This window comes from uncultured Enorma sp. (assembly GCA_905210055.1).
In the GTDB taxonomy this organism is placed as follows: Bacteria; Actinomycetota; Coriobacteriia; order Coriobacteriales; family Coriobacteriaceae; genus Enorma.
The window spans coordinates 16,567-39,218 of record CAJLVH010000001.1; the positions used below are offsets into that span (position 1 = coordinate 16,567).

At 61.9% G+C, this 22,652-nt stretch carries 21 protein-coding genes and 1 other RNA gene; 13 read left to right on the forward strand and 9 right to left on the reverse strand.

What is annotated here, in order from left to right:
- The first annotated feature begins 132 nt into the window (after positions 1-132).
- The 7 genes from ffs to bilS all read left to right on the forward strand — a co-directional run bounded on the left by ffs (position 133) and on the right by bilS (position 7,454).
- Positions 133-228, forward strand: an RNA gene (gene ffs / locus QZ079_RS00085) — signal recognition particle sRNA small type.
- Between the two features lie 213 nt (positions 229-441).
- Positions 442-2,370: an ABC transporter ATP-binding protein gene (locus QZ079_RS00090; protein WP_297033408.1), complete on the forward strand. Its 1,929-nt coding sequence runs from the start codon at positions 442-444 to the stop codon at positions 2,368-2,370.
- Positions 2,371-4,248, forward strand: coding sequence for an ABC transporter ATP-binding protein (locus QZ079_RS00095; RefSeq protein WP_297033412.1), 1,878 nt, complete (start codon positions 2,371-2,373; stop codon positions 4,246-4,248). It abuts the gene before it with no gap.
- Positions 4,249-4,747: 499 nt separating this feature from the next.
- On the forward strand, positions 4,748-5,119 hold the full coding sequence (locus QZ079_RS00100) for a GntR family transcriptional regulator (RefSeq protein WP_291289210.1): 372 nt from the start codon (positions 4,748-4,750) through the stop codon (positions 5,117-5,119).
- Between the two features lie 55 nt (positions 5,120-5,174).
- Positions 5,175-6,062 (forward strand): ABC transporter ATP-binding protein, encoded by an 888-nt coding sequence (locus QZ079_RS00105; RefSeq protein WP_297033421.1) that lies wholly within the window; start codon positions 5,175-5,177, stop codon positions 6,060-6,062.
- Positions 6,063-6,788 (forward strand): ABC-2 transporter permease, encoded by a 726-nt coding sequence (locus QZ079_RS00110; protein ID WP_291289212.1) that lies wholly within the window; start codon positions 6,063-6,065, stop codon positions 6,786-6,788.
- A 126-nt stretch (positions 6,789-6,914) separates the two neighbouring features.
- Positions 6,915-7,454 carry a flavodoxin family protein BilS gene (gene bilS, locus QZ079_RS00115; RefSeq protein WP_297033426.1) on the forward strand — a complete coding sequence of 180 codons (540 nt, stop codon included), beginning with the start codon at positions 6,915-6,917 and terminating at the stop codon, positions 7,452-7,454.
- Between the two features lie 23 nt (positions 7,455-7,477).
- Here the strand turns inward: bilS and QZ079_RS00120 are convergent, their stop codons facing one another.
- Complete coding sequence (locus QZ079_RS00120) at positions 7,478-8,557, reverse strand: 6-phosphofructokinase (protein ID WP_297033430.1); 1,080 nt, start codon at positions 8,555-8,557, stop codon at positions 7,478-7,480.
- A 183-nt stretch (positions 8,558-8,740) separates the two neighbouring features.
- On the opposite strand from QZ079_RS00120, the gene QZ079_RS00125 reads away from it, so the two are divergent.
- Positions 8,741-9,859: an aminotransferase gene (locus QZ079_RS00125; protein WP_297033433.1), complete on the forward strand. Its 1,119-nt coding sequence runs from the start codon at positions 8,741-8,743 to the stop codon at positions 9,857-9,859.
- A gap of 9 nt (positions 9,860-9,868) precedes the next feature.
- On the opposite strand, the gene QZ079_RS00130 is transcribed toward QZ079_RS00125, so the two are convergent.
- The 5 genes from QZ079_RS00130 to QZ079_RS00150 all read right to left on the reverse strand — a co-directional run bounded on the left by QZ079_RS00130 (position 9,869) and on the right by QZ079_RS00150 (position 15,872).
- Complete coding sequence (locus QZ079_RS00130) at positions 9,869-11,653, reverse strand: 1-deoxy-D-xylulose-5-phosphate synthase (RefSeq protein ID WP_297033436.1); 1,785 nt, start codon at positions 11,651-11,653, stop codon at positions 9,869-9,871.
- 252 nt (positions 11,654-11,905) lie between these two features.
- Positions 11,906-12,814, reverse strand: a complete 909-nt coding sequence (locus QZ079_RS00135; protein ID WP_297033439.1) for a HAMP domain-containing sensor histidine kinase — start codon at positions 12,812-12,814, stop codon at positions 11,906-11,908.
- 127 nt (positions 12,815-12,941) lie between these two features.
- On the reverse strand, positions 12,942-13,802 hold the full coding sequence (locus QZ079_RS00140) for a hypothetical protein (protein ID WP_297033445.1): 861 nt from the start codon (positions 13,800-13,802) through the stop codon (positions 12,942-12,944).
- A 124-nt stretch (positions 13,803-13,926) separates the two neighbouring features.
- Positions 13,927-14,943: an ABC transporter ATP-binding protein gene (locus QZ079_RS00145; RefSeq protein WP_297033447.1), complete on the reverse strand. Its 1,017-nt coding sequence runs from the start codon at positions 14,941-14,943 to the stop codon at positions 13,927-13,929.
- A gap of 170 nt (positions 14,944-15,113) precedes the next feature.
- Complete coding sequence (locus QZ079_RS00150; RefSeq protein ID WP_297033451.1) at positions 15,114-15,872, reverse strand: response regulator transcription factor; 759 nt, start codon at positions 15,870-15,872, stop codon at positions 15,114-15,116.
- Positions 15,873-15,990: 118 nt separating this feature from the next.
- Between QZ079_RS00150 and QZ079_RS00155 the strand changes: the two genes are divergently transcribed.
- From QZ079_RS00155 to QZ079_RS00175, 5 genes are all read left to right on the forward strand, one after another.
- Positions 15,991-16,569 (forward strand): xanthine phosphoribosyltransferase, encoded by a 579-nt coding sequence (locus QZ079_RS00155; RefSeq protein WP_291289713.1) that lies wholly within the window; start codon positions 15,991-15,993, stop codon positions 16,567-16,569.
- Positions 16,569-17,963 (forward strand): nucleobase:cation symporter-2 family protein, encoded by a 1,395-nt coding sequence (locus QZ079_RS00160; protein ID WP_297033457.1) that lies wholly within the window; start codon positions 16,569-16,571, stop codon positions 17,961-17,963. The genes QZ079_RS00155 and QZ079_RS00160 overlap by 1 nt, the downstream gene beginning before the upstream one ends.
- A 1-nt stretch (position 17,964) precedes the next feature.
- On the forward strand, positions 17,965-18,240 hold the full coding sequence (locus QZ079_RS00165; protein ID WP_297033460.1) for a cysteine-rich small domain-containing protein: 276 nt from the start codon (positions 17,965-17,967) through the stop codon (positions 18,238-18,240).
- Positions 18,241-18,302: 62 nt separating this feature from the next.
- Complete coding sequence (gene proC, locus QZ079_RS00170; RefSeq protein ID WP_297033463.1) at positions 18,303-19,094, forward strand: pyrroline-5-carboxylate reductase; 792 nt, start codon at positions 18,303-18,305, stop codon at positions 19,092-19,094.
- Positions 19,095-19,234: 140 nt separating this feature from the next.
- Complete coding sequence (locus tag QZ079_RS00175) at positions 19,235-20,188, forward strand: SPFH domain-containing protein (protein WP_297033466.1); 954 nt, start codon at positions 19,235-19,237, stop codon at positions 20,186-20,188.
- Positions 20,189-20,356: 168 nt separating this feature from the next.
- On the opposite strand, the gene QZ079_RS00180 is transcribed toward QZ079_RS00175, so the two are convergent.
- The 3 genes from QZ079_RS00180 to QZ079_RS00190 all read right to left on the reverse strand — a co-directional run bounded on the left by QZ079_RS00180 (position 20,357) and on the right by QZ079_RS00190 (position 22,514).
- Positions 20,357-20,887, reverse strand: a complete 531-nt coding sequence (locus QZ079_RS00180; protein WP_297033469.1) for a biotin transporter BioY — start codon at positions 20,885-20,887, stop codon at positions 20,357-20,359.
- A gap of 114 nt (positions 20,888-21,001) precedes the next feature.
- Positions 21,002-22,222: a hypothetical protein gene (locus QZ079_RS00185; RefSeq protein ID WP_297033473.1), complete on the reverse strand. Its 1,221-nt coding sequence runs from the start codon at positions 22,220-22,222 to the stop codon at positions 21,002-21,004.
- A gap of 109 nt (positions 22,223-22,331) precedes the next feature.
- Entirely contained in the window at positions 22,332-22,514 is a 183-nt protein-coding gene (locus QZ079_RS00190) for a DUF6724 family protein (protein WP_291289706.1), read from the reverse strand.
- Positions 22,515-22,652: the final 138 nt, after the last annotated feature.

A 22,652-nucleotide genomic window follows, 5' to 3' on the forward strand; every position in this document is an offset into this window, starting at 1 on the left:
TGCCAATTGGCCAATGTCGAAAACCCCTGGAGTAATTTGATGCCGCCCGCACCGAGTCTCATGTAAAAAAGTCGCTGGGGTTATTTTACATTCGAGAGGGAAACCGATAAGATAACAGGACGCCCTGCGCGTTCGATGGGTTCGGGTGACGATATGTTCCGAACCTGGTCAGGTCCGGGAGGAAGCAGCCATAAGGAGCCTCTGCCGGGCACCCGGATCCATCGAGCGCACGGGGCGTTTTGTTTTGGCGAGTTGCCGCGTGGGGCGGCTTGCCGCAATCCTCCGAAGGCCACGCGGGACGTCGGCCGCACTACGGATGTCGTGTCTTCCCTGCAATCCATGGTTTATGTCGCATTTTTTACCGCCTGATTATGGAAGCGTGGCAGTGCCCGGCGTATCATTTCGAGGATTGACGAATTGATCTCGATATCGAAGGAGCCCATGCTTACCCTTCTTCGCCGATTCGCCGGCGCATACCGCCGCTATTTCATCGCAGGGCCCGCCTGCAAACTGCTTGAAGTGTTCTTCGACCTGCTCACGCCACTCGTCATTGCGCGCATGATCGACGAGGGCGTCGGCGCGCGCGACCTTCCCGTCGTACTGCGCTACGGCTTGCTCTTGCTCATCATGGCCTCGATTGGCATGGCGTTCACGCTCGTGTGCCAGAAGATGGCCGCGCTCGCCTCGCAGGGCATGGGGACGGACATCCGCCGTGACCTCTACCGCTCCATCAACCGGCTCTCGTACGCCGAGCTCGACCGTTTCGGCACGCCATCGCTTATCACACGCATCACCAACGACGTGAACCAGGTGCAGCTCGCCGTGGCGCTCGGTATTCGCCAGCTCATCCGTTGGCCGTTCCTTGCCGTGGGTTCCATGGTGGCGGCGCTCGCCATCGACGTGAAGCTCGGTCTCATCTTCCTTATCTCGACGCCGCTCATCGGGCTCGTGTTCTGGGTCGTTATGGCGCGCTGCGTGCCGTATTACCAGAGCATGCAGAAAAAGCTCGACCGCATTGCGCTCATCTGCCGCGAGGGGCTTTCCGGTGCGCGCGTGGTGCGGGCGTTCGTGCGCGAAGACCACGAGCGCGATCGCTTCCGCGATGCGGCGGCGGACCAAGCGGCGACCGCCATCGCGGTGGGCAAGCTCTCGAGCGTGCTGAACCCGGTGACGTTTCTCGTTATGAACCTCGGCGTGTGCGCGATCCTCTGGGCGGGCGGCATCCAGGTGAACGTGGGCGCGCTCACACAGGGCGAGGTCATGGCATTCGTGAACTACATGACGCAGACGCTGCTTTCCATCGTGTACGTGGCGAATCTCGTGGTGGTGTTCACGCGAGCGAGTGCTTCAGCCGCTCGTGTGAACGAGGTGCTTGAGTGTGAGCCGAGCATTTCGGATGAGGGCGCCGCGCCTGTCGATGTAGAGGCTGCGCTCGCGGCGGGTGCTCCGGCGCTTCGCATGGACGATGCGTGTTATGCGTTCGCCGGGTCTGCCGTGAACGCCGTCGACCGCGCGACGTTCGCGCTGCGCCCGGGGCAGACGCTCGGCGTCATCGGCGGTACCGGTTCGGGCAAGTCGACGCTTGTCTCGCTCATCCCGCGCCTGTACGACACGACGTCAGGTTCGGTCGAGGTGTTCGGCTGCGACGTGCGCACGTGGCCGCTCAAGCAGCTGCGCCACGCGGTGGGTATCGTTCCGCAGAAGGCATCGCTCGTTTCCGGCACGATTCGCTCGAACCTGTGCTGGCGCGATGCCAACGCTTCGGACGATGAGCTGTGGGGCGCGCTCGAGTGCGCCCAGGCGGCGGAGTTCGTGCGCAAGCTCCCGGAAGGCCTGGATAGCCCGGTCGAGGCGGGCGGCAAGAACTTCTCGGGCGGCCAGCGCCAGCGCCTTACGATCGCCCGCGCGCTCGTGGGGGAGCCGCTCGTGCTCATTCTGGACGATTCCGCCTCTGCCCTCGACTTCAAAACGGATGCTGCGCTGCGCCATGCGATCCGCTCCCGCTCGCAAGCCAGCAATGAACCACCCATTGGGGACGGGGGTTATTGGCTGGCCGGCAAGAACGTAGCGGACGCGGCCGATGCGCCTGCAAACGAAGCGGTGAATCCTGCGGCGCCGCTTACCACGGTGATCGTTTCGCAACGCGTCTCATCTGTGCGCGACGCGGATCTCATCTGCGTCATGCGGCGCGGAAAGGTCGTGGGACTCGGCACGCACGACGAGCTTTTGCATTCGTGCGAGGTCTACCAGGAGATCTGCCTCTCGCAGCTCAAGCGCGAGGAGCTGGGACTCAATAAACCGGCGCCTGGTGAAGGTCTGGACTCTGGACTGGAATTATCGCGTTCGTCGCATGCAGAGGGGGTGGCGTAGATGGCAAACCCGTACGCTTCGGTTGGCTCGGTCGCTACGGTGACGTCGAACATCTCCGGTCAGGACTCCAACATGAACGATCTCGGCGGTCCCGGCGCCGGCGGCAGCGGTTCCGGCTCCGCGCAGCGTTATAGCACCGGTGAGGTTACGCGGCGCTTGCTTTCCTACGTGCGCCCGCATGCCGTGACGTTCGGCATCTCGTTCATCTCTGCCGCCCTCTCCGTGGTGCTCCAGCTCTATGTGCCCATCCTCATCGGCCGCGGCATCGACCTCATTATCTCTGCCGGTGCGGTGGACTTCGACGCGCTGCTCCCGCTCATCCAGCAACTCGCGCTCGTGATCGTGGGCGCGGCCGCCTTCCAATGGTTGCAGGGCTACTGTGTGAACCGCCTCTCATACGAGACGGTGCGTGATATGCGCGTGGAGGCGAATAACAAGCTCTTCCGCATGCCGCTTTCGTTCATCGATAGCCACGCGCACGGCGACCTCATCAGCCGCGTGGTGAACGACGTCGACCAGGTGGGCGACGGCCTGCTGCAGGGCTTCACCCAGCTCTTCACCGGTGTGGTGACCATCGTGGGCACGCTTGTGTTCATGCTCTCCATCTCGGTGCCCATGGCGGTGGTCGTGGTGCTCGTGACCCCGCTTTCCGTGCTCGTGGCGTCGCTTATCGCGAAGTTCTCCAACAAGAGCTTTACCGCGCAGCAGCGCACGCAAGGTCAGCTTGGCGGGTATGTCGAGGAGCTCGTGGGCAACCAGAAGCTCGTCGATGCATTCGCGTACGGTGACGAGGCCCAGGCGGGTTTCGACGCCATCAATGCCGAGCTGTACACCGCGGGCGAGCGCGCGCAGTTCCTGAGCTCGCTTTCGAACCCCGGGACGCGCTTCGTGAACAATATCATCTACGCCGTGGTGGCGATCATCGGGTGCGCGTGCGTGATCACGGGCATCCCCGCCGCGCTCACCGTGGGCGAGGTGCAGACGTTCCTTTCCTACGCGAACCAGTACACCAAGCCGTTCAACGAGATCACGAGCGTCATCACGCAGATTCAGACGGCCTATGCTTCGGCGCGGCGTCTGTTCGCCCTGCTTGACGCCACAGAGGAAGATCCCGATGCCGCCGATGCCCGCGAGCTTGCGGCACCCGCCGGCGAGGTTGAAATCGACCATGTGGACTTCTCCTATGTGCCCGAGCGTCCGCTGCTGCGCGATATCTGCGTGCATGCGCGCCCCGGCATGCGCTTCGCGCTGGTGGGTCCCACGGGATGCGGCAAGACGACCCTCATCAACCTGCTGCTTCGCTTCTACGACGTGGATGCGGGTGAGGTGCGGATCGATGGCGAGCCAGTACGCAGCCTCACGCGGGCGAGCCTGCGGCGCGCGTTCGGCATGGTGCTGCAGGATACCTGGCTGTTCGAGGGCACGGTGCACGACAACATTGCATATGGCATGCCGAGCGCGACGCGCGAGCAGGTCATCGCGGCGGCCAAGCGCGCGCATGCGGACTCGTTCATCCGCGCGCTGCCGCAGGGCTACGATACGGTGATTCCCGAGGATGGCGGTACGTTCAGTCAGGGTCAGAAGCAGCTGCTGTGCATCGCGCGCGTCATGCTCACCGATCCGGCCATTCTTCTGCTTGACGAGGCGACATCGTCGATCGATACGCGCACCGAGCTGCAGGTTCAAGCGGCGTTCGACGAGATGGTCGCAGGACGCACGAGCTTCATCGTGGCGCACCGCTTGAGTACGATTCGCAACGCCGATTGCATCCTATACATGCGTGACGGCCAGATTCTGGAGCGCGGTACGCACGATGAGCTGCTCGCTCGCGGCGGTGCTTACGCAGAGCTCTACAACTCGCAGTTCGCCGAAGCGTAAGCGACGTAAAACTACCCTTACCCTAGGGGTTTTCTAACGCCACATCTCTGGGGTGTTTCGTGCCCCGCGGCGGCAAGCTCTGCGGCGGCAAGTCCCCCGGCGGCAAGCTCTGCGGCGGCAAGTCCCCCGGCGGCAAGCTCTGCGACGACAAAAGATTCGGATATCAACGGTTGTTTTCAAAGTCGTCGAGTAGACGCGCAACATTGTCGACGTTTCCCCAGGTAACAGATATCTGAAAACACTCGCTACTCGGCGCTAGGCAAAACAACCGTTGATATCCGAAAGTTTTGTGCGAGACGCGAGCGGTTTTGCTCGAGGCGCGGAATGTCCTTGCGAAAGACGTCGATTTTTCCAAAAAACCTCTTGCGCTGTGTATAACTGTGTATATACTGTAGCTATCGAGTATATACACTATACTCGGTTGGCGGGGCGTTGGGACGTCAAGCGATTCCGTCGGCCGTTTGAGGGACGCCTCGACGGCGATACGAAAGGAAGTCGTGTGGAGATCATCATCTCAAATGCAAGCAATCGACCGATTTACGAGCAGATCGCGAATCAAGTGAAGGCAGCGATTCTCTCGGGCGAGCTCACGGAGGGAGAGCAGCTTCCCAGCATCCGCGCCCTTGCGAACAGCCTGCGTGTAAGCGTCATCACCACGAAACGTGCCTACACCGACCTCGAAGCAGCTGGTTTCATCGAGACGGTGCAAGGCAAGGGCTGCTTCGTAGCCGGCGGAAACGCCGAGCTTATCCGCGAAGAGCAGCTGCGCGGTATCGAGGAGCTGTTCGGCAAAGCAGTGTCGGAAGGTCGCACTATCGGTCTTTCGGATGGCGAGCTCCAGGAGATGTTCGCGCTTGCGCTCGAGGTGTAGAGGCAGAGGCTCGTGCGTCTAGACCTGTCACCAATGACTTAAGGAGTTGAAGGATATGAAACCGCTTATCGAAGCACACGGTATCACGAAGCATTACGATGGGTTCTCGCTTCAGGATGTGAGCTTCACGGTGGACGAAGGCGAGGTTGTAGGCTTTGTAGGAAAGAATGGCGCCGGTAAGTCGACCACCATTAAAGCGCTCCTGGGGCTTATCGAGCTCGACGAGGGAGAGGGAAGCGTGCTGGGTACGCCGAGCGCGCAGCTTTCCCGCTCGGAAGGTGCGCAGGTTAAGGAACGCATCGGTGTGGTGTTCGACGCCATTTCGCTGCCCGATCACCTCAAGGTGGCGGATGTTGGTCGCATCTATTCGCGCACGTATACTAGTTGGGATCCTCGCCTTTTTGCTCAGCTTACCGGCGAACTCGACCTTGATCCTAAAAAGACCGTCAAGGCGCTTTCGCGCGGCATGGGCATGAAGCTCTCGCTTGCGTGTGCCCTTTCCCACGGCGCAGATCTGCTCATTCTTGATGAAGCCACGGCCGGCCTCGACCCCATGGCACGCGACGAGATCCTCGATACCCTGCGCGTATTCGTCGAGCAACCGGGGCACGCTATCTTCATGAGTAGCCACATTACGAGCGACCTCGAGCGCATCGCGGATCGTGTGCTCTGCATCGATAATGGTCGCATCACGTTCGACCTTGTTAAAGACGCCATCACGGACGATATGGGCATCGCGCGCTGCCGCGTGGCGGACTTCGAGCGCATCGCGGCGAGCGGCTTCATCCCCGAGAACGAGCTGCGCTACCGCAAGCACGAGTACGGCATCGACCTGCTCGTTCCCGACCGCTTCGCGTTCAACGAGAAGTTCCCGCAGGTGCCGGTCGACCGCATGACCATCGACGACTACCTCACCCTCACCTTGAAAGGTGGTGTGCGATAAATGAAGCGCGCATATCTCATAGAGCTGACCATCTTCCGTGATTACGCTCGGCAGCTCATCGGCCTTGGAATTGTCGTCTCGCTGTGCATCGGGTTCGGCATGCAGACGCCGCTTGCGATGCCTGCAACACTCACCTGCATGTTCTTCATGATGGCTTCGATGGGTCTTGCCGCCTATGATGAGCTCAATCATTGGGGTCTTTTCCGCCTTACGCTGCCGCTTTCTCGACGCGACGTGGTGTGTGGCCGTTACGCCGCCATCGTGACGTTGGGCAGCATAGGGATGGTCGTGGGGTTTGTGTCCGCATGCGTGACGACAGCGATCGCCTCGTTCATTCCGCTGCCGAGCGATATCGCCGAGGCGTTCGCGTTTGATGCGGATATGCTGGGAGTCATGCTGTTCGTCACGGCGTTCACGCTGCTCATCGGCGCAACGGTTGCCTCGGTGGTAACGCCGATCTATTTCCGTCTGGGTCAGACGCGCGCGACGCAGATTCTTCCGACCGTGATCGTGCTCCTTTTTGTTGTACCGGTGGTGGTTTTGGGTAATAGCGGCATGCTTGATGGCGGGATTCCAGGCATGGAGCTCCTGTCCAATGTTCTCGTTGCGCTTGAGACGCCAGCGGGCATGGTGGTCGGTGTCGCCGCTTGTGTGGTTGCCTCCGCGGTGCTGCTCACCATCTCCGCTGCTATCTCGCTCAAGCTCTACGAGCATCGCGAGCTGTAACGATTGCGCACCAGCCAATAACCCCCGTCCCCATTGGCTGGTGGTTGGGGCTCGCATGTAAAAGCACCTCTGGGGTAATTTGACGCTCGTTTTGGGTACGGTGTGGACGAGTCGATTGGAGGCACTATGCAGTACGCGATTCTCTATAACAGTGCCAGTGGAAATACCCAGCTGGTGGCGGAGGCGCTCGAGCGGGCGCTCACAAACGAGGGCGCCGAGGTAGCGCTTGCGAAAATCGCCCACGGCGGTGCGGCGGACGCGCTTGCGGCATCTAACGCCGCAACGGCCGATGCCGTGCTCGTAGGATTCTGGTGCGACAAGGGTTCCTGCACGCAGGATGTGGCAGATGTGCTTGCACAGCTTGGCGGCAAGCGCGTGTTCCTCTTCGGCACCGCGGGCTTCGGCGGCGCACCCGAGTACTTCGAGCGCATCCTTGCCGGCGTGCGCGAGAAGCTGCCCGAAGATGCCGAATACCTCGGCGGTGCCATGTGCCAGGGCAAAATGGGCGCGGGTATTCGCCACCGCTACGAGGGCATGCTTGCCGAACATCCTGGTGACGAGCGCATCCAGGCGATGATCGACAATTTCGACGCCGCCCTTGCGCACCCGAACGATGACGACCTCTCCCGTATTGCCGACGCAGCAAAGGCGGCGCTTGGTCTGTAGGGTTGTAGGGCGAGATGCCCGACCTATTCGTCGCCGAAGCTGATGCCGAGCGCCTTTGCTTCGCGCACGAGGTCGCTTTCCGGGTCGACGTACTTGAGCTTGCCGGCGACCTCTTCGAGCGGGATGCGCGTCATCTTGCGATCTACCTGGGCGATCATATAGCCATACTCGCCCGCCAGACATCCGAGCGCCGCCTCGACGCCGCACTGCGTGGCGAAGATGCGATCCTGTGCATCGGGGATGCCGCCGCGCTGCGTGTGCCCCGGGATGGCAACGCGCGTCTCGCGACCCGTGCGGTCTTCGATCTCGCGCGCGATGTCATACACGATTGACGGACTTGTGCGCGCCGCGACCTTCTTCTTGTACTCCTTCTTGGAAAGGGCGGCGTCCTCTTTGGAGATGGCTCCCTCCGCGACGGCGAGGATGGCAAACCTGCCGCCTGCGGCGTCACGCTCTTCGATCGTTCGAATCACGTTGTCCATGTTGTAGGGGATCTCGGGGATGAGGATGACGTCCGCGCCGCCGGCGACGCCCGCGTACAACGGGATCCAGCCCACCTTATGTCCCATAATCTCGACGACGAACACGCGGCCGTGGCTCGACGCGGTGGTGTGGATGTCGTCGATGCACTTCGTGGCGATCTCGACGGCGCTCGTGAAGCCGAAGGTCATCTCGGTTCCCCACGTGTCGTTGTCGATCGTCTTGGGCAGCGCGATGACGTTGAGACCCTCCTGCGAGAGACGGTTTGCGGTCTTCGTGGAGCCGTTGCCACCCAACATGAAGAGGCAGTCAAGATGCAGCTGCTTGTACGTTTTGATCATGGCGGGAACCTTCTCCACGCCATCGGCCTCGGGAGTGTCGAGCAGCTTGAACGGGGTGCGGCTTGTGCCTAGGATGGTGCCGCCGCGCGTGAGGATGCCGCTGAAATCGTGGGGCTCCATCTTGCGATAGCGTCCGTAGATAAGACCCTGGTAGCCGTCTTCGAAGCCATAGATCTCCACGGACTCCTTGCTCTTATTGATGAGCGTCTTCACGATGCCGCGCATAGTGGCGTTGAGCGCCTGGCAATCGCCGCCGCTCGTGAGCAATCCGATTCGAAGCATGTGTCCCCCTCGTTTTCGTGCTGAGGTATTCCTAACATATTAGTGTACTACGGCATGGAGAACCCACGTGGCAGACTCGTGTCGAACTGTGGGGTTTAACCTCCGCAGGATGCGCTTTCCTCTCGACATGGGCGCTCCCTGCGAGTAGTCTGGGCATAACCGCTGTCGTTAGGAGGTCTTACCATGAAGATCAAGACCATCGGCGTCGAGGACTGGCTCAACGTGCACGAGAAGAGTGCGACGGTGGATATCGCGCAGTCTACGATTGCCTCGCTCACCATGGATGAGATTCTGAAGCTCGATGGCTCGGATGGCCAGGGTTTCTACGAGCAACTCGGGCGCGAGAAAATGAATTACGGTTGGATTGAGGGATCGCCGGACTTCAAGCAGGAGGTCGCTAGCCTGTATCAAAACGTGGATCCAGAAAACGTACTCCAAGCGAACGGTGCCACCGGCGCGAACTTGCTCGCCCTCATGACCCTTGTGGAGCCCGGCGACCACGTGATCGCAGAGTATCCCACGTACCAGTCGCTGTATGAGATCCCCCGCACGCTCGGCGCGGAGGTGGAGTACTGGCACATCAAGGAGGAGCTGGGCTGGCAGCCCGACATCGCCGAGCTCGAGCGGCTCGTGCGGCCGAACACGAAGCTCATCTGCATCAACAACGCGTCGAACCCGCTCGGCACGGTGCTTTCGCGCGAGATGCTCGAGCAGATCGTCGAGATCGCGCAGTCGGTAGGGGCGTACGTGCTTTCCGACGAAGTCTATCTGCCGCTCGAAGATACCGAGAGTTTCGTGTCGATGGCAGACCTGTACGACCGCGCTGTCGTGACGAACAGCATCTCGAAAACGTATTCGGTCCCCGCAGCGCGCATCGGCTGGACGGTGTCGAATGCAGAGGTGGCCAACCGCATCCGCACGTACCGCGACTACACGCTCATCTGCGGCGGCATCTTCAACGACGCGCTTGCCGTGCATGTGCTCCGCAACCGCGAGTGCATTCTGGAACGGAACCGCGCCATCGTCTTCGGGAACCGCGCTATCGCACAGGCGTGGGTGGACGAGGAGCCGCGCGTGCGCTGGGTGGCGCCGAAGGGCGTGTCGACCTCGTACATCCAGTTCGACATTCCTATGAACGACGAGGAGTTCTGCCTGAAGCTTTTGCACGAGCGCGGTGTGCTGCTCGTGCCGGGCAGCCGTTTCGAGCTGCCGTGCGGCGCGCGTCTGGGTTATTGCGCGCCCAAGGAGACGCTCCGCGAGGGGCTCACGCTGCTCTCGCAGGCGCTGCACGAGTTCGATTAGGGTCGAAGGCTACGCGCGAAGCAGCTTCAGGGTATCGTTCGCGATGCCCTCGACGGTGATGCTGCAACTCGCAAGGAGTTCCTGCGGGTCGAAGCGGTCGGGGAAGCCCTTGGGGATGCCGTAGCAGCGCGTGCGTATGCCGCTTGCGCCCAGGAAGCGCGCGACCTTCTCACCCCAGCCACCCTCGAGCACACCGTCCTCGAGGGTGATGATCGTGTGGTGCCGCTCGGGTAACGCGCGCAGGAGCGCCTCGTCGAGCTCCGTGGCGTAGCGCGGGTTCACGAGCGTCGCCTGCACGCCGTGTTCAGCGAGGTCGTCCGCCACGCGCTCGCCCAAGCCAAAGAATCCGCCGAGTGCGAGGATCGCAACGTCCTCGCCTTTGCGAACAACCTGGTAAGAGGGCGTATCGAATACCGCGTTGTTTGCGGGCGCGAGCTCCGGGCGCGACGCGGGCGCACCGACGGGCATGCGAATCACGACGGGGCGCTCGCGCTGGTCGAGCGACCAATCGAGCATCGCGAGGTATTCCTCCAGGCAGACGGGCGCGAGCACGCGGAGGTTCGGCAGGCTGCCGAGCATCGAGAGGTCAAAGTAATTGAGGTGCGTCTCGGCGTTCGCTCCGAAGACGGAAGCGCCGATGTCGATGATGGTCGCCGGCGCGCTGTTGAGGCAGAGGTCGTGCCACAGTTCATCGTACGCGCGCTGTAGGAAGGCTCCGTATACGCCGAAGACTGGCTTCGCGCCGCTCGCGGCAAGCGCCGCAGAGCAGGTGACCGCATGCTCCTCCGCGATGCCGACGTCCACGAACTGCGACCCGGCCTGCGCGCGGCGTTCGGGCGTGAAGCCGAGCACATAGGGCATGCCGGCGGTGATGGCAACGACGCGCTGGTCGCGCGCCATGCGCTCGAGGAGGTGGCGCGCGGTGAGGTCCGCATAACCGCCGGCCGGCACGTCGCCGCCGATAAGCTTGCGCTTCTCGCCGGTCTCAAGATCGAAGGGACCCACATGGTGCCAGAGCTCAGGTGCGCGCTCGGCGGGCGCGTAGCCAGCGCCCTTTTTGGTATGGATGTGCAGCACCACGGGTCGATCCGTTCCGCGCAAGGATTCGAGCGCATCCACGAGTGCCTGTACGTCGTTTCCCGCTTCGACGTAGGTATAGCCGAAGCCCAGGGCTCGGAAGATATTCGATTCCGCGGCGCCGTGCGTGGCGCGTAGCTCGGCGAGGGTGCCATAGATGCCGCCGTGGTTTTCGGCGATGGACTGGTCGTTATCGTTCACGACGATGATAATGCCGCTGCCCAGTACCGCAGCGTTGTCGAGGCCCTCGAATGCGAGGCCGCCGGAAAGCGAGCCGTCGCCGATGACCGCGACGACGTCGTAGTGCTCGCCGGCGAGGTCGCGGGCTTTCGCGAGGCCGCAGGCAAGGCTCACCGAGGTCGAGGTGTGGCCGATAGAGAAGAGGTCGTGTTCAGATTCGCGCGGGCTCAAGAAGCCAGAGACCGTGCCGAACGCTTTGGGGTCGAGGTAGGCCGCGGCGCGTCCGGTGAGTGCCTTATGCGCATAGCATTGGTGCGAGACGTCGAAGACGATCTTGTCGTGTGGGGAGTCGAACACGCGGTGCAGCGCGACGGTAAGCTCGATGACGCCGAGGTTGGGTGCGAGGTGCCCGCCGATGGCGGAGGCGTTCGCAAGGATCGCGTCGCGCAGTTCGGCGCAGAGCTTCGGCAAGTCCTCCGCGGGAAGAGCGTGCACGTCATGCGGCGACGAGATATGTTCGAGAACCTTGCTACGCACTTCGCACCTATCGTTATCGTCCGGGCGTTCTAAGCACCCCGGAGTGAATATACAGTGTCTCACATTCGCGTGGGCGAAATGTGGATGCTCTGCGATGCTGGACGAATGGCTCCGCGAATGGCGTGGGTCGCGCGATAGGCTACCGTGCCCAAGCTGCTTTTCAACGCAGTCTGATGCGCTGCTTGCAAAAGCCACCGCACGGCCGACGTCAAAACCCTGGGGTGCTGCAACCTGTCTGCTGGGACGGATGATTTACCTGTTGCGACTGACGAGGGCGATGACCAGGCTATCGGGCGCACCGCCGTCGCCTTTTTCAACATGTGCAGAAAGTTCCATGCCCATGGCGCGCGCGAGGTTTGCGGCAATGGCGAGTCCAAGGCCGCTGCCCGAGGAGTTGCGCGCGGAATCTGCCTGGTAGAATCGGTCAAAGAGCCGATCGGCATCGATGTGCGCTCCTGGGACGACGGCGTTGGCGAATTCGATGCGGGTGGTTTTGTTTTCGCTGCGCACGGAGACGCGGGGCGCGTCTGCGCCATGGCGGAGGGCGTTTACGATGAGGTTGTCGAAGATGCGTGCCAGCGCGTCGCGGTCGGCGAGGATGGTCGTGCCTTCGGCGCACGAGATGCGGGGTTCCCAACCTCGAGCTTCAAATTCGGGGTAGTGCGCAAGCAGCGCCCGCTCGATTGCCGCCTCGACTTCAACCACCTCGGGCGTGAGCAAAAGGTCTGGATCGGTCGATTTCGTATAGGCGAAGAGCGCGTCGAGAAGCTCGGTCGTGCTGTCGATGCGTGCGGCGGCGGCATCGAGGTGGTGCGTGCGAACGTCGTCATCTGTTTCATCGAGTGCAAGCTGGAGATATCCTTTGGCACCTGTGAGCGGCGTGCGGATGTCGTGCGAGAGGGCGGAGAGGTCGCGTTGGAACTCCTCTTGGCTGCGCAGCGCCTCGATGCGCTCGCGTGAGGTCTCCTCGAGGCCGTCGTTGATCACCGAGGCAAGCTCGTGTATGCCGGGTGCGGGGGTTCCCGCGGTCACGCGGGCGTTGCTGTGCTTGTTGCGCGTGCGCAGGAACGTTGCGATGCGCTTGAGCTCGGTCGCGTAGAGGGCGGCGGCGATGAGGACACCGAGACCCATTCCGAGCGCGAGCATGGCGACAGCGAGCATGCGCGCCTCCTTTGCGAACGACGGGAAGCCATCCGTGCATGGACGGCGAGGGTGGGTGTTTGGGAAAGGGCGCCGGAATGAAGGTGATACCCCGGATCTGGTATCAGGGTATCACCTTCTCATAGGGTTACACGTCGCGCTTGCGGCAGATGACGAGGACGAGGGCGCTCGCTGCGGCGAGCCAGGGTAGGGGAGCCACGAGCGCCTGCGTGAAGCCGCCGCCGGGTAGCGCAGCACCGAGCGAGCCCCAGCCCTCAGCCATGCCCTGCGAACCGCCTGCGCTCAGCCACGACACGAGGTTCGAGGGCATCCAGCACACGAGCTCGCTCAGCGCGTCGGCGATGCCGATAAAGCCGGGCGCAAATGCTTGGATGAGGCCGGAAGTGAGCATGAGGCTCTCGGGCACGAGCGAACTGCACAGGCAGAACGCGGCGATGTAGCTCACGTGGGTGATGCGTGTCCCGTAGGCGATGATGAGCGAGAGCACGGAGAGAGCCCACGTGTTCAAACAGGTCGCGACCGCCCAGCTCGCAAACGCGAGCGGTGTGTCCATCATCTCAAAGCGTCCGCCGATAGCCATGCACAGGATGAATAGCATGAGTGAGATCGCTACGAAGAAGACAATGGTGACGATGCCCGCGAACACGATTCGCTCAGCGAAGTACGAGAGCTTGCCCGTGCGCGACGATACAATGTTCCGCACGAAGCCCTCTTTGAAGTCGCTGAGTACGTGTTCGACCATGAAGAAGCTGGCAATAAGCGGGAAGAGGTCGCCCAGCGCGCTGCCGAGCATGGCGCTGGGTGAGGCGAACGTCGTGACGCTCGTGACCACGCCTGTGGAGAAGTCGAAACCGCCGGCAATCATCCACAGGACGATGTAGACGAGGAAGAACAGGACAGCGCACACGGCGAGGTACTGCCAGAACGCGCCGCGCAGGCCGCGAGGCCGAGTGATGCGATAGAGGTCGGCTTTCAGAAGATTCAACATGGTAGCTCCATTCATGTCCCAAAAAGGGACAGGTGCATTTTGGGACATTAGCGACGACGACCCGTTGAGAGCAGGTACGCGATGGCGCCGATGAGCACGGCGTCGAGGATGAGACTCTCCATGGTCATCGCCTCGATTCGGCATGCGTGGACGAGGGTTCAGCATCCGCCCCCATGAGCTCGACGAAGTACTCTTCGAAGTCGCGCTCGAGCACGCTCAACTCAATGATGGTCTGGTTCGCCGCCGCGAGCACGCGGGAGACGTCCTCTGCCGCGGGTGCGCCCGTCGCTGCGGCATCGCTCGCTGCACCGCCGAAGGACGCTGCCGCGTGACGCGCCCCGGCCATTCCGGTGATAACGATGCCGCCGTCCGGTTCCGCACGGAAGGCTGCGCCGGGCAGATGCTCCTCGAGAATGGCGAGGCTGCGCGCGGGATCGGTCGTCTTCACGCGCACGGAGCTCCCGCATGCGGCGTGTAGCTCATCCTCGGTAAACTCCTTGACCATATGCCCCGCGCGGATGACGCCGAAGCGCGTCGCCATGCGATTGAGCTGGTCGAGCACATGACTCGAGATAACCATCGTCACGCCGCGCTCGTGGTTGAGCCGCATGAGTGCACCGCGCAGCGCACGCGTCTCCTCGGGGTCGATGCCGTTGAAGGGCTCGTCGAGCAGGAGCAGATCGGGCGAGCCCACGAGCGCGAGCGCGAGTCCCAGCCGCTGCTTCATGCCGAGGGAGAACTTCTTGGTCTTTCGCGGGTTCACGGGGTCGAGGCCGACGAGCTCCAGGAGCTCAATGCATTGTACGCGGGGGTTTACGACGCCGATGGAGAGTGCCTTCATCATGAGATTTTCGAATGCCGAGAAGTTCGGCAGCAGGCCGGGGTTTTCGATGAGGGCGCCGATGCGCGAGAATGTGCTGGAAAACGCAGGCGTGTTCTCGGCCTCGGTACCGAAGAGCTTCATCGAGCCCGCAGTGGGTGTGCTCAGGCCGGCGAGCATCTTCATGGTCGTGGATTTGCCGGCGCCGTTCTTGCCTACGAAGCCGTAGATATCGCCGCGGGCGACGCGCATGTCGAGACTGTCGACGGCACGCGTGGCGCCATACGACTTCGTGAGTCCGTGCGTCTCGATGACGTTCATGGCGAGTTCCTTTCTCGCAGGGGGTTCGTTCGTTGACTCACGAGTATGGAGCCCGATGTTTCAGCAACCATTGAGCAACATTAAAGAAAGTCTAAAGATGGGGGAGGTTGGTCTGCCGGAACCCCTGGAAAGACTTGACGTTTGGCTGTCCTGCTGGGAGTCTCCGATCCTTATTCTACGAGCTTGAAACCCATGCCCCAGACGGTCTTGATATAGTCGCTCGTACCAGAGGGCTTGAGTTTGGCGCGGATGTTTGAGACATGCACATTCACGGTATTATCGTCTGCTGCATAGGCCTCGCCCCATGCGCCCTCGAAGAGCTCTTGCTTGCTGAATACGCGTTTGGGGTGACGCATGAGCATCTCGACGATGTTGAATTCCGTGCGGGTGAGGTCGACGGGCGCGCCTGCGGCGGTGAACGTGCGCGCCTCGGCATCGAGCGTCCACGAGCGGAAGCGCAAAGACGGCGTTGCGCCCGCCGTGTTTGCCGCGCCCTCGCGCGCGATTTCCAGGCTTGCGCCATGACCTCGATGCCGCAGCTGCACCGCGACGCGCGCGGCAAGTTCATCGAGGTCAAACGGTTTCGTGAGGTAGTCGTCTGCACCGAGCTTCAAAAGGTCGATCTTGTCGGCGGTGTCGGTACGGGCAGAGATCACGACGATGGGCGTCTCGGCCGTGCGCTCGCGCACGAGTGCGGTGAGCTCCTCGCCGGTGAGACCGGGAAGCATGAGGTCGCAGATCACGAGGTCGAAGGGGAAGGCGGACGCGGGGGCGTCGTTCGTGGCCCCTGGTGTGCCGCCTATCAGCAGCCGCGCCTCCGATCCGGAATATGCCTGCATGCACGCGTAGCCCTCGCGAGTGAGTCGCATGGCGACGATGGTGTTGATATCGGCATCGTCCTCGACGATGAGGATGCGGGGTTCGTTCATGCGGGCGCTCTCTTCGAATGATGAAAAACAGCCTGTTTGGATTTTATCATTCAGTATACTGGTGGAATCGGTTCCGGCGGGATGTCGGACGCAGGCTACGAGCAAAGGGATGCACACGATGGAAGAGCTCAAACAGCGTATCGTCCAAGAAGGCACCGTGAAGGAGGGGAACGTCCTCAAAGTCGACGCGTTCCTCAACCACCAGTGCGACGTGGAGCTATTCGACCATATGGGCGCCGAATGGGCGCGCCTGTTCGCCGACAAGCAGGTCGACAAGATCTTGACCATCGAGGCTTCGGGCATCGGCATCGCGTGTGTGGCGGCGCAGCACTTCGGAAACGTCCCCGTGGTATTCGCGAAGAAATATCAGTCCATCAACCTCGACGGCGAGCAGTACGCCACGTCGATCCATTCCTTCACCAAGCAGAAGGATTTTCACGTGATCGTAGGCAAGCGCTTTTTGAACGAGGGGGAGCACGTACTCATCATCGATGACTTCTTGGCGAACGGCTGCGCGCTGAACGGCCTCATCGAGCTCTGCGAAGCGGCGGGCGTCATCGTGGAGGGTATCGGCATCGCCATCGAGAAGGGCTTCCAGGGTGGCGGCGATAGTCTGCGCGAGCGCGGCTACGACCTCCAGTCGCTCGCTATCGTTGAATCCATGGATCCCGAGACTGGTGAGGTGCAGTTCCGATAATGTCTGCTCGCAAAGACGAACGCTCGAATCTAAAGAGCGAGCAGGCAAAAAACGAGACTGTTTCCACCGAGCACCAGAAGACGCCGGACACCGCGCACGCGCTGTGCGACTTCTACGCGAAGATTCCCATCGCGCACGGCCTGCCCTATGGCATCCAGCACGTGCTGGCGATGTTCGTGGCGAATCTCGCACCCATCTTTATCGTGGCGGCCGCTGCCGGCATGGATCCCGCGCAATCTGCGGTGCTCATCCAAAACGCTCTGCTTATGGCGGGGCTCGGCACGCTCATCCAGCTCTTTCCCCTGTGGCGCGTGGGCGGTGCCCTGCCCATTGTCACGGGTATCAGCTTCACGTACGTTTCAGCGGTGGTCGCAATCGTCGCGGCGAGTGGCTACAACGTTGCGGTGGGTGCCATCATCGTGGGCGGCCTCGTGGAGGGCGTGCTCGGTCTCACGGTGCGTTTCTGGCGACGCTTCGTACCGCCCGTCGTCTCTGCCATCGTGGTGACGACGATCGGCTTCTCCCTGCTTTCGGTAGGTGCGGAGTCGTTTGGCGGAGGAAGCGGCGCCAAAGATTTCGGCAGCTGGCAAAACCTTCTGCTTGCGTGCATCTCGCTCGTGAGCTGCCTTGCGTTCCAAGTTCTCGCCAAGGGAACGAAGAAGCAGCTCTCGGTGCTGTTCGGCTTGGTTGTGGGGTACGCGTTCGCCGTTGTGATCGGCAAGGTCGATTTCAGCGCGTTCGCGGGGCTCGCGCCGATTTCCGTTCCACACGTTCTGCCCTTTGCGCCGGAGTTCGATCTCGGCGCCATCATCTCGATTGCCCTGCTCTACCTGGTGAGTTCTGTCGAGGTCATGGGCAATACCACCGCGCTCACGAAGGTGGGCTTCGACCGCGTGCCCACCGATCGCGAGCTGTCGGGCGCCATCACGGCCGATGGCTTGGTGTCCTCGGTCGCTGGTGTGTTCGGCTGTCTGCCCATCACGTCGTTCGCGCAGAATGTGGGGCTTGTCGCCATGACACGCGTGGTGAATCGCCGCGTCATCGCTTGCGGCGGCGTGCTTCTTATCCTTGCGGCATTCGCGCCGGCGGTCGCCGCGGTCTTCAACTCGCTGCCCGAAGCGGTGCTCGGCGGATGCACCATCATCATGTTCGGCAACATCGCTCTTTCGGGTTTCCAGATGCTCGCCGAGGCAGGGTTCACCCAGCGCAATGTGACCATTGCGGCGCTCGCTATCGCCGTGGGCGTGGGCTTCACGCAGGTGCCGCAGATCTTCGCGGCGTTCCCGCCCATCGTGCAGTCCATCTTCGCGTCGAACAGCATCGCGGTCGCGTTCGTGGTGGCGTGCGTGGCGAACTTCCTGTTGCCACAAGACGCGGGAGACGAGGCCGAGTAGCATGCCCGAGACGGAGCGTTACAAGTTCTTCAGCCACACCGCCTGCGAGTTCTACCCTTGCCACGATATGCCGGAAGGGGAACTCAACTGCCTCTTTTGCTTCTGCCCGCTGTATTGCTTGGGCAGCGAATGCGGGGGCAACTTCCGCTACGTGGGCGAGCGGGGTGACATCAAGGATTGCAGCGCCTGCACCGTGCCGCACCGGCGCGAGAACTACGATTACATCATGGCTCAATTCGAGCGCGTGAAGGCGATCGCCTCGGAGCAGAGGGGATAATGGCGTGAAGTGCCCGAGCACCATCTACAACGGTCGGGCGCTCGAGGGAAAGGAATGAAGCGATGGATGTCACGACGGTGAACATTGGTTTTCTGGGTTTCGGAAACATGGCGAGCGCCATCGCGGACGGCTGGCTTGCGGCGGGCACGATGCCAGCAGAGCGCCTCTATGCCTGCGCCAAGCACTATGACGCCCTGTGCGAGCGCACCGCGGCGCGCGGCATGCATGCCTGCGAGACCGCCGAGGAGCTCGTTGACGCGGCGGACATCGTGGTCATCGCGATCAAGCCGTACCTGATCGAAGGCACGCTTCCCGCGCTGGCGCCGCGCCTGGCCGGCAAGGTCGTCGTCTCGGTGGCGGCTGGCTGGGCGAGCGAGGACTACGAGCGCGTCATCCCCGGCGTGCACCACATCTCGACGATGCCGAATACGCCTGTTGCCGTGTGCGAGGGGCTTGTCGCGCTCGAGACGGCGCATACGCTCACGCCCGAGGAGCACCGGCTCGTCGAGGCGCTCTTCAAGCCGCTGGGCACGGTCGTGGAGGTCGAGACGCGGTTGCTTTCCGTTGCGGGCGCCATCGGCGGCTGCACGCCGGCGTTCATCGCGATGATGATCGAGGCGCTGGCAGACGCGGCGGTGAAGTACGGTATCCCGCGCGCGACCGCGTACAAGATGGTGAGCCAGGCCGTTGCGGGCACCGGACGTCTGCAGCTTGCCACGGGTACGCATCCCGGTGCCATGAAGGACGCCGTGTGCTCGCCCGGTGGTACCACCATCCGCGGCGTTGCCGAACTCGAGCGCGCTGGCATGCGTTCGGCGTTCATCCGCGCTATCGATGCCATCGAGGGTAAGTGATTATTTCACTACCAGGTACTGAAGATATCAGCTTTGCTTGTCGAACGCTTACGTTCGCGTGGGTATTCAAGACGGCTCCTCGGGGTATACCTGCTGGAAGTATCGGCGGTACCCGAGGTGCCCTAAAGGAGGGTTTACCTATGTTTGACCTGCTTGGAGGCTTGCTCGGCCTCATCGTCCTCGCCCTGCTCATCATCGCGATTCTTGCGAACGCGCTCTTCGTGGTGAAGCAGCAACACGCGGTGATTATCGAGCGGCTCGGTCGCTTCAATCGCATCGTGGGCTCCGGCCTGCATGTGAAGATTCCCATCATCGACCGCAAGGCTGCGACGGTGAGCCTGCGTACCATGAAGAACGGCTTTGATATCGACGCGAAGACCGAGGACAACGTGACCATCGGCCTCGAGGTTTCCGTGCAGTACCACGTCTCGTACGAGATGGGTGCGGGTCCGGCGGATTCCGGCGTGTATAAGAGCTACTACATGCTGCAGCAGCCCGTGGCGCAAATGCGCGACTTCATCACGGACGCCCTGCGCTCGTCGATCCCCGTGTACACGCTCGACGAGGTCTTTGCCAAGAAGGACGACATCGCGCAGGACGTGAACGCCACCGTATCCGAGCAGATGGCCGCCTACGGCTTCACCCTCGTCTCGACGCTCATCACGCGCATCGCGCTGCCTGTCGAGGTCGAAGACTCCATGAACCAGATCAACGCCGCGCAGCGCACCAAGGCCGCGGCGCAGGATCTGGCCGAGGCAGATCGTATCCGTCGCGTTACCGAGGCGCGCGCCGAGGCCGAGGCCATGGAGAAGGCGGGCGAAGGTATCGCCAACCAGCGTAAGGCTATCGCTGTGGGTATCAAGGACTCGCTCGAGTCCATCCAAGAGACGGGCGTCTCGAACCAAGAGGCGAACCTGCTCTTCATGTACACGCAGTGGACCGAGATGATGACGGAGTTCGCGCGTACCGGCAAGAGCTCGACCGTGGTGCTCCCGGCGGATTTCAAGGAGAGTGCCTCGATGTTCGAGCAGATGCTCGCTGCCGGCGAGGCTAACGAGCAGGGCAACGTTCCGCCTGTGACGCCGAAGGTATAGGTTCAGCATTTCACTTGGCATATAAGGGTAGAAAAGGCGGCGGTGCCGGAGTCGGTGCCGCCGCTTTCGTTTTCAGGGGATGTAACATTACCCCAGGGGTTTTTCGACATTGGATCATAACCATCTGGGATGACCAATTGACCAATGTCGAAAAACCCTGGGGTAATGTTACATCCGCTGTGCGCGCAGCGCCCGGCGGACGGTGCGGCCGATCTGGATGCCGGCCGTCAGCTTGATGATGTCGGGAATCACGAACGGTGCCACCGCGAGGGCGAGCGCCGCGGGGAGCGTCATGCCCATCACGACCATAAGCTGCGCCGTTCCCCACGCATAGGAGATAAGGAGCATGCCCGCTGTGCCGAACGCCTCGCGCCATGGCTCAGGTACGGCTTCGAGACGCTGGATTCCCGCTGCAAACGCGGTGCCTGCCAAGAAGCCCCAGAGAAATCCACCCGTTGGACCCACGAGTGCGGCGATGCCTCCGGAAAACCCGGAGAACACGGGCAGTCCCAGCGCGCCAAGCAAGAGGTAGAGCGCAACGGTGACAACGGCGTCGCGCCCGCCGAGCGCCACGGGCAGCATCGCGATCACAAGCGTCTGCAACGTGAAGGGGACAGGTCCCAGCGGAATCGTGATGTATGATGCCACGGCAAGCAAGGCGATGCAGAGCCCGCAGCGAGCGATACGAAACGAGGACATGGGTCTCCTAGCGCGATTCTCGGGTACAACATGGCAATCAGCATACCAAAGAGCGCCGCGGGCAAACGGCGAATGCTGTTCTCTTGCTGTTCCCTGTGGACAGGACTGCCATCGCTACCAAATCTGGGCAAACCATTCGAGTTGTTCGATCCAAGTTCCCTCGTCGAGTTCGAGGTCGATGTTCGTCCCCTCCTCGTTGGCGGAGACATCGAACGTCATGGACGAGGAGAGGTCGCGATATTCCACGGAATAGCTCGACGTTCCGGAAAGAATGCCGGCGAGCAATTCCTGGACGAGTTCGTGGTCAAGGCCTGCCGCGTCAAAATTTGCTGCATACACGTAGATCTCGTGGTCAAGGAGCTCCAAGCTCATATTCGAGGCAATCGAGTTCACACTGGGAACGGTGATATCGAAGTACACGTTCGCGGTCCCGGCGTAGCCGTCGTCTTCACTGTAGAGGCTGCCGGAGGAGCTCGTCGTTTCATAGCTCGTGTTCTCAAGCACCCAAGCAGCGATTTCGCGCGCGTCGAGACCGAGCTCTTCGGGAGTCATGCCGAGATAGTCCACGAACGAATCGATGACGCCTTGCTCCATGACGTCGAGAGCCGTCTCGTCTACGGCGACCATTGCTTCAAGCACGGCTGTCGCCCGTATGACGGCATGGTTTTCAACATCCGAGGCAATATCGCTGTCGGCATACGAGGAGCTTGAGGAGTAGTTATCGTTGGTGTATTCGTCTGCGTCGGAGAAGAAGGTTTCGACGACGTCGCTCGTGCATGCGCTGCAGGAAAAGAAGAGGGATCCTGCAATCGTTGGTGCGGCGAACATGACGAAAATCAGGATGATGACCATGCGCCCGCAGCCGCCCTTGCGCCTTACGCGGATGCCTCCTGGCGCAGGTACCTGTTGAGACGTGCGGTGCCAGGTATGGGTGTCGCGGTGGGAAGAACCGACCGGGGAGGGCGCGGGGGAGTCGGATGCATCCGATACTTTGGAGCGCGACGCCTGGTCGTATCCTCCGTGGATGGGTTCTTCATTCGCTATGGGCGAGGTGGCCGCGACGGGATCCGCAGGGTCGGAGGAACCTTCCGGGGCAGCCACGGCAGGATGAGAGCTCGTGCTGGACGTGTCGTGATGCACGGGAGGCTGGTAGGCGCGCTTTGGCGTACGCGACGCGTCCTGGAAGCGCTTGCGCACGTTGCGTCGTGAAAGCCGTGCGACACCATCGTCGAGATCGAGCTCCTCGCGCACGGGTTCGTCGATGGGCATCACCGGATCGGGCGCGTTGAAGGGGTCGATGTTTTCATCTTCCGTGGGAAAGCGTTTCCATGCCATGATGCGTCCTTATAGCTGGGGTTTGGGGTGCAGCGTGCGATTGCGACCAATGGTGTGCTTCCCGTGCGTTCGAGTGTGCGCCATTGGTCGCGATCATCGCTTGACGGTGTTAGAACAATCCGCCGAACAGCCCATCGTCCTCGCCGTCTTTCTTAGGACCGCGATCGACATACATCTTGTTCGTACGCTTTTCGAGCACGAACGCGGCGAGGGCGGCGATCACGATGCCGCCGAAGAAGAGGACGGCGAGTCCGGTGCGCGTTTCGAACAGGAACGAGAAGATCTCTTGCATGGGTACTCTTTCGTGCGGTAGGTTAAAAAGCTGTGCAGCCATGCGTTTCGGACATGTGCCCAAAGCGTTTGGCGTGCATTAAGTATATACTTGCGAATGCATGCGCGCTGCGTTCACCCGAATTGCTTACGCGCCCGT

What these genes read in the sequence shown, in the direction of transcription:
- QZ079_RS00105 (WP_297033421.1), top strand. Translation starts at nt 5,175, where the DNA reads ATGAAACCGCTTATCGAAGCACACGGTATCACGAAGCATTACGATGGG.
- QZ079_RS00125 (WP_297033433.1), top strand. Translation starts at nt 8,741, where the DNA reads ATGAAGATCAAGACCATCGGCGTCGAGGACTGGCTCAACGTGCACGAG.
- QZ079_RS00155 (WP_291289713.1), top strand. Translation starts at nt 15,991, where the DNA reads ATGGAAGAGCTCAAACAGCGTATCGTCCAAGAAGGCACCGTGAAGGAG.
- QZ079_RS00190 (WP_291289706.1), bottom strand. Translation starts at nt 22,514, where the DNA reads ATGCAAGAGATCTTCTCGTTCCTGTTCGAAACGCGCACCGGACTCGCC.
- QZ079_RS00180 (WP_297033469.1), bottom strand. Translation starts at nt 20,887, where the DNA reads ATGTCCTCGTTTCGTATCGCTCGCTGCGGGCTCTGCATCGCCTTGCTT.
- QZ079_RS00120 (WP_297033430.1), bottom strand. Translation starts at nt 8,557, where the DNA reads ATGCTTCGAATCGGATTGCTCACGAGCGGCGGCGATTGCCAGGCGCTC.
- QZ079_RS00175 (WP_297033466.1), top strand. Translation starts at nt 19,235, where the DNA reads ATGTTTGACCTGCTTGGAGGCTTGCTCGGCCTCATCGTCCTCGCCCTG.
- QZ079_RS00110 (WP_291289212.1), top strand. Translation starts at nt 6,063, where the DNA reads ATGAAGCGCGCATATCTCATAGAGCTGACCATCTTCCGTGATTACGCT.
- QZ079_RS00135 (WP_297033439.1), bottom strand. Translation starts at nt 12,814, where the DNA reads ATGCTCGCTGTCGCCATGCTCGCGCTCGGAATGGGTCTCGGTGTCCTC.
- QZ079_RS00185 (WP_297033473.1), bottom strand. Translation starts at nt 22,222, where the DNA reads ATGGCATGGAAACGCTTTCCCACGGAAGATGAAAACATCGACCCCTTC.
- proC (WP_297033463.1), top strand. Translation starts at nt 18,303, where the DNA reads ATGGATGTCACGACGGTGAACATTGGTTTTCTGGGTTTCGGAAACATG.
- bilS (WP_297033426.1), top strand. Translation starts at nt 6,915, where the DNA reads ATGCAGTACGCGATTCTCTATAACAGTGCCAGTGGAAATACCCAGCTG.
- QZ079_RS00095 (WP_297033412.1), top strand. Translation starts at nt 2,371, where the DNA reads ATGGCAAACCCGTACGCTTCGGTTGGCTCGGTCGCTACGGTGACGTCG.
- QZ079_RS00160 (WP_297033457.1), top strand. Translation starts at nt 16,569, where the DNA reads ATGTCTGCTCGCAAAGACGAACGCTCGAATCTAAAGAGCGAGCAGGCA.
- QZ079_RS00090 (WP_297033408.1), top strand. Translation starts at nt 442, where the DNA reads ATGCTTACCCTTCTTCGCCGATTCGCCGGCGCATACCGCCGCTATTTC.
- QZ079_RS00140 (WP_297033445.1), bottom strand. Translation starts at nt 13,802, where the DNA reads ATGTTGAATCTTCTGAAAGCCGACCTCTATCGCATCACTCGGCCTCGC.
- QZ079_RS00165 (WP_297033460.1), top strand. Translation starts at nt 17,965, where the DNA reads ATGCCCGAGACGGAGCGTTACAAGTTCTTCAGCCACACCGCCTGCGAG.
- QZ079_RS00145 (WP_297033447.1), bottom strand. Translation starts at nt 14,943, where the DNA reads ATGAACGTCATCGAGACGCACGGACTCACGAAGTCGTATGGCGCCACG.
- QZ079_RS00150 (WP_297033451.1), bottom strand. Translation starts at nt 15,872, where the DNA reads ATGAACGAACCCCGCATCCTCATCGTCGAGGACGATGCCGATATCAAC.